The organism is uncultured Cyclobacterium sp., assembly GCF_963976465.1.
Classification (GTDB): Bacteria; Bacteroidota; Bacteroidia; order Cytophagales; family Cyclobacteriaceae; genus Cyclobacterium.
In genome coordinates, this window is the sequence record NZ_CAXBOC010000297.1 from 1 (window position 1) to 7,186 (window position 7,186).

The window sequence follows — 7,186 nt, forward strand, 5'->3', positions numbered from 1 at the left end:
CCTGTACTCTCAAGGAAAGTTTCTGTCCATCCCCTACGGGAAGTGGTCTCCATTTGGAAAAGTCTTTGATGTTTTTGATTGAGAAGTTATTGAAGGTAAGTCCTACCGTTCCCACAAAGCCAAAGAGACCACCCCAACCTCCGGAAAGTTCGATCTGATCATTGGGTCTTTCTTCAAGCTGGAAGGTAATGTCAACAGTTGCATCCTCAAAATTAGGGCGCATATCCGGCTCAATATTTTCAGGGTTGAAGTAACCGATTTGAGACAGCTCTCGAATGGTTCTTACCAAGGCTTTTCTATTGAACAGCTGTCCGGGAAGAATTCGTATTTCCCTCATGACCACATGGTCACTGGTACGCTCATTCCCTTCAATTGAAACACTGTTTACCGTCACTTGAGGTCCTTCAAAAATCCTCAACTCTATGTCTATGGAATCTGCAGCAATATTCACCTCCACAGGGTCTATTGTAAAAAACAAATAACCATTGTCTTGGTATAATGAGCTGACATCGTCTCCTCTTTGGGGATCATAATTCAGCCTTTTGTCAAGCTTTTCCTTATTATATATATCTCCACTGAATATTCCCAGTTTTGCTTGAAGCTCTTCATCTGTATGAATATAGTTTCCCGAAAACGCAATGTTTCGATAATAGTATTGCTTGCCTTCCTCAATGTCAAGGTCAATATTTATACGGCTATCATCAAAACGGAAAACGCTATCTGATAAAATCTCTGCATCCCGATAACCACGGCTATTGTAAAAATCAATGATAGCCTTTTTATCATCTCGGTAATCGCTTTTTACAAACTTAGACCCATTGAAGAAATTAAGTTTAAAGTTTCTATTGATATACGTTTTCACTTCTTCATCAGTAACAGGGTTTCTATTCGCCACTGCATTGCTGATGTTTTTAGGATTGGCCTTTATAAGCCTTGACACTAGATCTTTGAATATATAAACACGAGCATGCTCATGTGTTCCTTTCATTTTTTTCTTCAGGCGGTTGTCTGAAATATTTTCATTGCCATCAAAGGCTATTTCATTGATACGTACCTTGCTTTTCTTGTCTACGTCAAATCGAAGTTTGACACTGTTGGGAAGTGTAGTATCTCTTTCCTGTATTACTTTCACTTCTGTATTCAGAAAGCCTTTGCCAACAAAATAATCCCTAATATTACGCTGAGCTGTATTGAGTACATCGTCTCTAACAACACGCCCGGTATTGTTTACCCCGGTAAAATCAAAACGGCTAAATCTAGGCCTCTCGGTCAGGTCTAATAAAAGGTGAATGTCATCCCCTTCTATTTTGGTTACCAGGATTTTAACATCTCCAATAATTCCTTGCCCCCAGAGCTTTTTTAGTGCTCCTGAAACGGCATCACCGGGAACCGTTATTTGATCATCCACACGAAGACCTGCCAGAGAAATAATGGCTGTTTCGTCCAATGTACTTAAACCTACAGCCTCAATGGATGCTATTCGGTACTTTTTGGGACTGGTATAACTTAGGTCTATAATATTTACCGGCTCCTTACTGGTGTACCGGCTTTGCCCCAACCTTATTTGGGCCTCTGCCACTCCGGTCAATAGCAGCAAGTAAATAATTAATAAATTCTTTTTCATTTCAAACGATCAAATTTAACCCCAGTAATATTTGTGCTGAGGCAGCAATAATTCTGAAATTCTCAATTCATTTCAGAACAAGTAGTGTCAAATAGAGCCTTTAGTTTGTGCTCCTGTTTTACCAAACCTTCTTTCTCTTTTTTGAAAAGCAAGAATGGCTTCATGCAAGTGTTTTTTCCGGAAATCCGGCCAAAGCACTTCGGTGAAATATAATTCTGTATAGGCCAATTGCCACAACATAAAATTACTTATCCTGATTTCACCACTGGTCCTGATTAACAGTTCCGGATCAGGTATATTGGCAGTATTCAGGTGCTCCCCAATCACTTTTTGATTGATAGCTTCTGCTAATAACTCACCATTAACTACTTTTTTGACAATTGCCTGAACAGCCTTTTCCAACTCCCAACGACCACTATAGCTCAATGCCAACACGACAGTCATGCCGGTATTGTCTTTGGTTTTTTCTTTCCCCATCTTAAGATGCTGTCTGCACGAATCAGGAAGGCTATCAATATCACCGATGGTTTCCAATTTGATATTGTTCTTCATCATGGTGGGCACCTCATCTGTTATGGCCTGAACCAATATCTCCATCAGAGCATCCACTTCATCTTTGGGTCTGGACCAATTTTCAGTAGAGAAGGCATACAAGGTAATAAAATCTACCCCTAATTCTGCCGACCCTTCGATGGCATCCCTTACAGCGGCCAATGCATTTCTGTGGCCAAATATTCGCATGGCTCCTTTCTTCTGAGCCCAACGCCCATTGCCATCCATAATCACTGCAATATGTCGGGGTATATTGCCCTTGTCAATCACTTCATTCATTCCAAAATTCTCTGTTGGTTTAATTGATTTACAAAAATGACACTTCTTTTTTAAAAATTCTATCCTGAGGTCAATTATTGTACTAGTAGCACTTGATCTGATGAAAGGAATAGCTTATGGTAAAGCCCAAAAAGTAATACCAATCGCGGTCAGATGAATTGCCAAAATTAATGCTTGTGGGTTCTAGCACTTGATTTCCTGTGCCCGGATCGGTTCTGTAACGTGGCAAATAAATGGATTCATCTCCTATTTTATCCAAATCGTCTGTAAAGGTTGCCTTTGCCCCCCCTTCAAAAGAGAGTAAAATACGGTCTTTTAATTTGTATTTTATTCCTGCCCCAAAGGGAAGAATTACCGTGCCCAAACTGTAATTTCCGGGTTGGATGTCTCCTTCATAGGATTGCCCTTGTCCGAAAAACAAACCATATCCCAGACCAAAAAAGCCAAATGGAGAAAACCTACTGGTTGACTTATGGCTCATATAGTCCATGAAATGAAACTCCATCCTTGCAGATACTTCGGCCATGGTGCCATTAAAATAGGCATTTCTGGTTGCTGCTACCTGATCTATGGGGCGAATGCTGTCCGTTCCATTTAATCTTGCGATGGAAAACCCGGCCCTTAAGCTCCAGGCATTGTCAAAATTTCGTCTGCCAAATAACGTTCCTTGAATACCAAGCTGGTTTGGATCAATGATCCGAAGGATATCTCCGGTATATGTCCCCGCACCTAAACCTAAACCTATCTCATGCTGTTGGGCTTTTACAGTTTGAGAAATCCCCAAACTTAAAAAGACCAAAATTACCGATAGTGCTAATGTGTAAAACCTGGATTTATTCAAGTCGTTGCAATTTATAAACTACCCAACGAATAAAAAACCCAACCAAGTATACTGTGGGTTAAATATTGTTAAAACTAGTTTCTCATGTCATATCCCCAGTTCAATTTTTGCCTGAGGGTGTCAAAGAAGCTGTAATCGTGAAACTTAACCAGCTTCGCTACAAATAATTCTTTTTTAATTTTCAGTTCTACGGACGCATCAATTGGCGCAGATCTGGAATCTAAAGATACAAGGAATTTTTCACTCCTACCTTCTATTTTAAAGGAGATTTCACTATCATCAGAAACCACAATCGGCCTCACATTCAGGTTGTGCGGACTTACCGGGGTAATCACAAAGTTTTTGGCCAATGGTGATATCAGTGGGCCTCCACAACTTAAAGAATAACCTGTGGATCCAGTGGGGGTGGATACAATGATCCCATCTGCCCAATAACTATTCAGGTAATCCCCATCTATATAGGTATGTACCGTAATCATCGAAGAAGTATCTCTCTTGTGAATGGTAAACTCGTTCAATCCGAAATTTAATCCCTTGAAAAGCGGTACACTGGACTCTAACCTGACCAAGCTCCTGTCTTCCAACGCATAACGGCCTTCCAATAAATCTTTTACAGCGGCTTTGATATCTTCCTTGGCTATTGTGGCCAAAAATCCCATCCTTCCGGTATTGATGCCCAATACGGGGATTTCATAAGCCCCAATTAGGGAAATGGTGTCCAATAAAGTGCCGTCTCCTCCAATGGAAATGACCACATCAATGGCTGCCAAATCATTCTTTGAACTCAAAGGAGCCACAAGGGGACTTAAGCCTCCCTTCTTTCGAAAAGAGTTAAACAAGTTTTTCGTAAGCTTAACATTTGATCCTTTTTCTTCAAAAGCTTGAATCAGTTGGAGAATACAAGTTTGAAACTGAGTGGATATATTGATGCCGTGAAGTAATATATTCATGTAAGATCAGATATCTAAAAACCGCATCAAGTTTCCCAGGCGATCCTGATCGCTATTGATGCCTTCTTCTTCTTGGTAATGGTCAATAACCTTGTACCCAAATCGCTCCAACGTGGCTTTGATGTGTCGGAGTTCTACCTGATCTATTTTTAGGGTAACTTTAATTTTACTGTCATCTAGGGGATCATCTGATATAAAGCTGCTAAGCACCTTTGCATTTTCTGACTCCACCACCCTTGCGATATCATAGAGGCTGTAATCGGTCATAAACATGGACAATATCAGTACTCCTCCTTGCGATTGGATAGAAATGCTATCGGTAAAAGCAGATATTGCTCCTTCTTGGGTAACCACGCCCAGGTATTTCAATTCCTTATCTAACACAGCCACCACGCTAACTTCATTTTCTGAGGAGACCCTCAATACATCATAAATATGACGATCTTCCTGAACAATACTCGCGCTTCCAACCAACTCTACAATTTCAAGGGTCATTTCAGGATCATTGAGTTCATAGATGATTTCATCTGTAATAAAACCCTTAAATAAACCTTTGTCTACAACAGGTATTATATCCGTCCTGATTTCTTCCATCCAGGAAAGCCCTAACTTTACTTTGTCAGTAAATTTTAGAGGAGGAATGAGGTTGTTTATAAATTCTATTGCACGCATGTAGATAAAGGTATTAAAAGGATTCGAAAAATAAAACGAGAATAAGCCTCCCTTTGTTCAATTCCCTTAATTTCTTGACACTATCGGTGGTGTAATCCCCTAACTAAGCAACAAATGATCACTAAACATGCCTCAACAATAAATTTGAGGAACTTTCAATTCCTTTATTAAATTGACCCAATTTAGGATCAACTGCTCACCATATTCAGTAAGGTGGGCCTCCGGATGGAATTGAATCCCTACAATCGGCAAGTAGCGGTGGGAAAAAGACATCACTGCCCCATTTTCCTCTTCAAGAATAACTTCCAAACTATCAGGAAGCTCCTCCAACTCCAAGGAATGATAACGGGTTACCTTAAATCGTCCCGGAATATTTTTCAATACTTCATGCTTCCTTTTCTGGCTGACAAGAGAAATTTTCCCATGCATGGGCCTAGGGCTCTTCACCAATTTGGCGCCAAAAAAAATACCTATGGCCTGATGCCCCAGACAAATCCCCAAAACAGGTACCTTATCATGATAATAGCTCAAAATTTCCATTAAGTTACCAGCTTTATTGGGTGTTTCCGGCCCCGGTGATATCACCAAAGCAGAGAAGGATAAGCGCTGTACTTCAGCCAAACTTGCGTCGTTTCGCAAAACGGTTACCTGCTCACCAGTTCTTCTAAAATAATCTGCTAGAATATGAGCAAAAGAATCGAAGTTATCAATTAACAAAATCACCGGAAGAGGTATTTACGAGTTCTTTGATAGTAGCAATGGCCGTATCAATAATTGGGGTGTAATCATCCAGTACTGCAACCATGGTAGGGGCCACAGGTACTATAACCGGGTAGATTACAGCATCTTTTTTCATTTCGGAAGGCACTTGAAATTCAAAGGAATTGGCCACCCAAATCAAAAGACTAATCATAATACTCCATTTGAAAATACCCAAAATGGCTCCGGCAAAGCTATCAAAAGTTCCCAGAATAGTTAGATCCAAGGCTTTTTTGACAAGGTAAGCCAATACCCGAATGGTGACCGTAACAGCCAGAAAGATCAAGACAAAAGCTACAAAAGGGAGCATAAAGGTCAGGCTTTCTACCTTATCTGTAAGCAGCTCCGCTCCCCAGTTCATAAAACGAAAAGCTAGAATTATACCCACAAAAAAAGCCAGGATAGACAAAATCCCAATAAAAAGCCCCTGACGGTAGCCACTAAAGGCCCCAACAGCCAGCATGCCCAATATGATAATGTCTATCGTGCTCAAATTTGCCTTAAGGGTTTAAAAGTGATTTCACTTTTTGAGAGATGGCTTTTCCATCTGCCTTACCGGCCAATTTTTTTGTTGCCATGCCCATAACTTTTCCCATGTCCTTAGGTCCTGATGCACCCGTTGCACTGATGATGGCCTCCAACTCCGCCGTCAATTCTTCTTCGCTTAGCTGCTTGGGAAGGAACTCACTGATTACTTCCAGTTCAGTAATCTCCAAACTGGCAAGGTCTTTTCTACCCTGTTTCTCAAATATTTCTATAGAATCTCTTCTTTGCTTGGCTGCTTTGGTTAGGATTTGTAACTCTTCGGCATCGGTAAGACCGGCGTCATTACTCGTTTTGGTTTCTTCAAGCATGATCAAGGATTTGATGGCCCTTAATCCACGTAACCTGTCTTTTTGTTTGGCCAGCATTGCTTGTTTGATTTCTTTTTCTATGTCAGTTTTTAAGCTCATGACTTATATATATTTTACTTAATTATGTTTAAAATTAATTTTATCCTTGAATGGAGGGTAAAATTAAAAACGTCTTATTCCCATCGGTATTTTCGATGTTCACGCAATATATTTAATTTAGCACAAAATTAGCTGATATTTGGAACATGACGAAATTAAGTGTAAACATAAATAAAATTGCCACCCTTAGAAATGCCCGTGGCCATAATAATCCCGATCTGGTTCAGGTAGCATTGGATGCAGAGCGGTTTGGTGCCCAGGGAATAACCGTACACCCAAGACCTGACGAAAGACATATCAGGTATAACGATGTATTTGCACTAAAAGATCAAGTCACTACGGAATTTAATATAGAAGGCTATCCGGACAAAAGGTACATGGAAATCATTCGGCTGGCCAAACCGGCACAAGCCACACTCGTACCGGACCCACCGGAGGCCATTACTTCCAATACCGGATGGGACACCATCCAACACAAAGAGATGCTCAAAGACCTTATCTCAGAACTTCACAGCTATGGGGTAAGGACTTCCATTTTTATCAATCCGGAAAGTAA

9 protein-coding genes are annotated in these 7,186 nt (G+C 40.5%); 1 reads left to right on the plus strand and 8 read right to left on the minus strand.

The features are described from left to right. The 8 genes from AAC037_RS15905 to AAC037_RS15940 all read right to left on the minus strand — a co-directional run. Positions 1 to 1,624 (minus strand): POTRA domain-containing protein (locus tag AAC037_RS15905; RefSeq protein ID WP_339903915.1); only part of this gene is annotated, 1,624 nt, incomplete at its 3' end. Between the two features lie 87 nt (positions 1,625 to 1,711). Continuing rightward, a complete protein-coding gene (locus tag AAC037_RS15910) occupies positions 1,712 to 2,455 on the minus strand; it encodes an isoprenyl transferase (protein WP_339903917.1) in 744 nt (247 codons plus the stop codon). Between the two features lie 82 nt (positions 2,456 to 2,537). Continuing rightward, positions 2,538 to 3,296 carry a DUF6089 family protein gene (locus AAC037_RS15915; protein WP_339903919.1) on the minus strand — a complete coding sequence of 253 codons (759 nt, stop codon included), beginning with the start codon at positions 3,294 to 3,296 and terminating at the stop codon, positions 2,538 to 2,540. Positions 3,297 to 3,370: 74 nt separating this feature from the next. Further along, entirely contained in the window at positions 3,371 to 4,246 is an 876-nt protein-coding gene (locus AAC037_RS15920; protein ID WP_339903920.1) for an NAD kinase, read from the minus strand. Between the two features lie 6 nt (positions 4,247 to 4,252). Next, on the minus strand, positions 4,253 to 4,918 hold the full coding sequence (locus AAC037_RS15925) for a cbs domain containing protein (RefSeq protein ID WP_339903921.1): 666 nt from the start codon (positions 4,916 to 4,918) through the stop codon (positions 4,253 to 4,255). Between the two features lie 132 nt (positions 4,919 to 5,050). After that, positions 5,051 to 5,641, minus strand: a complete 591-nt coding sequence (locus tag AAC037_RS15930; protein WP_339903922.1) for an aminodeoxychorismate/anthranilate synthase component II — start codon at positions 5,639 to 5,641, stop codon at positions 5,051 to 5,053. Beyond that, positions 5,625 to 6,170: a CvpA family protein gene (locus AAC037_RS15935; RefSeq protein ID WP_339903924.1), complete on the minus strand. Its 546-nt coding sequence runs from the start codon at positions 6,168 to 6,170 to the stop codon at positions 5,625 to 5,627. Before AAC037_RS15935 ends, AAC037_RS15930 begins: the two co-directional genes overlap by 17 nt. Positions 6,171 to 6,177: 7 nt before the next feature. Further along, positions 6,178 to 6,630, minus strand: coding sequence for a GatB/YqeY domain-containing protein (locus tag AAC037_RS15940; RefSeq protein WP_339903925.1), 453 nt, complete (start codon positions 6,628 to 6,630; stop codon positions 6,178 to 6,180). Positions 6,631 to 6,776: 146 nt separating this feature from the next. On the opposite strand from AAC037_RS15940, the gene AAC037_RS15945 reads away from it, so the two are divergent. Continuing rightward, on the plus strand, positions 6,777 to 7,186 hold a 410-nt coding region (locus AAC037_RS15945), incomplete at its 3' end, for a pyridoxine 5'-phosphate synthase (protein WP_339903926.1).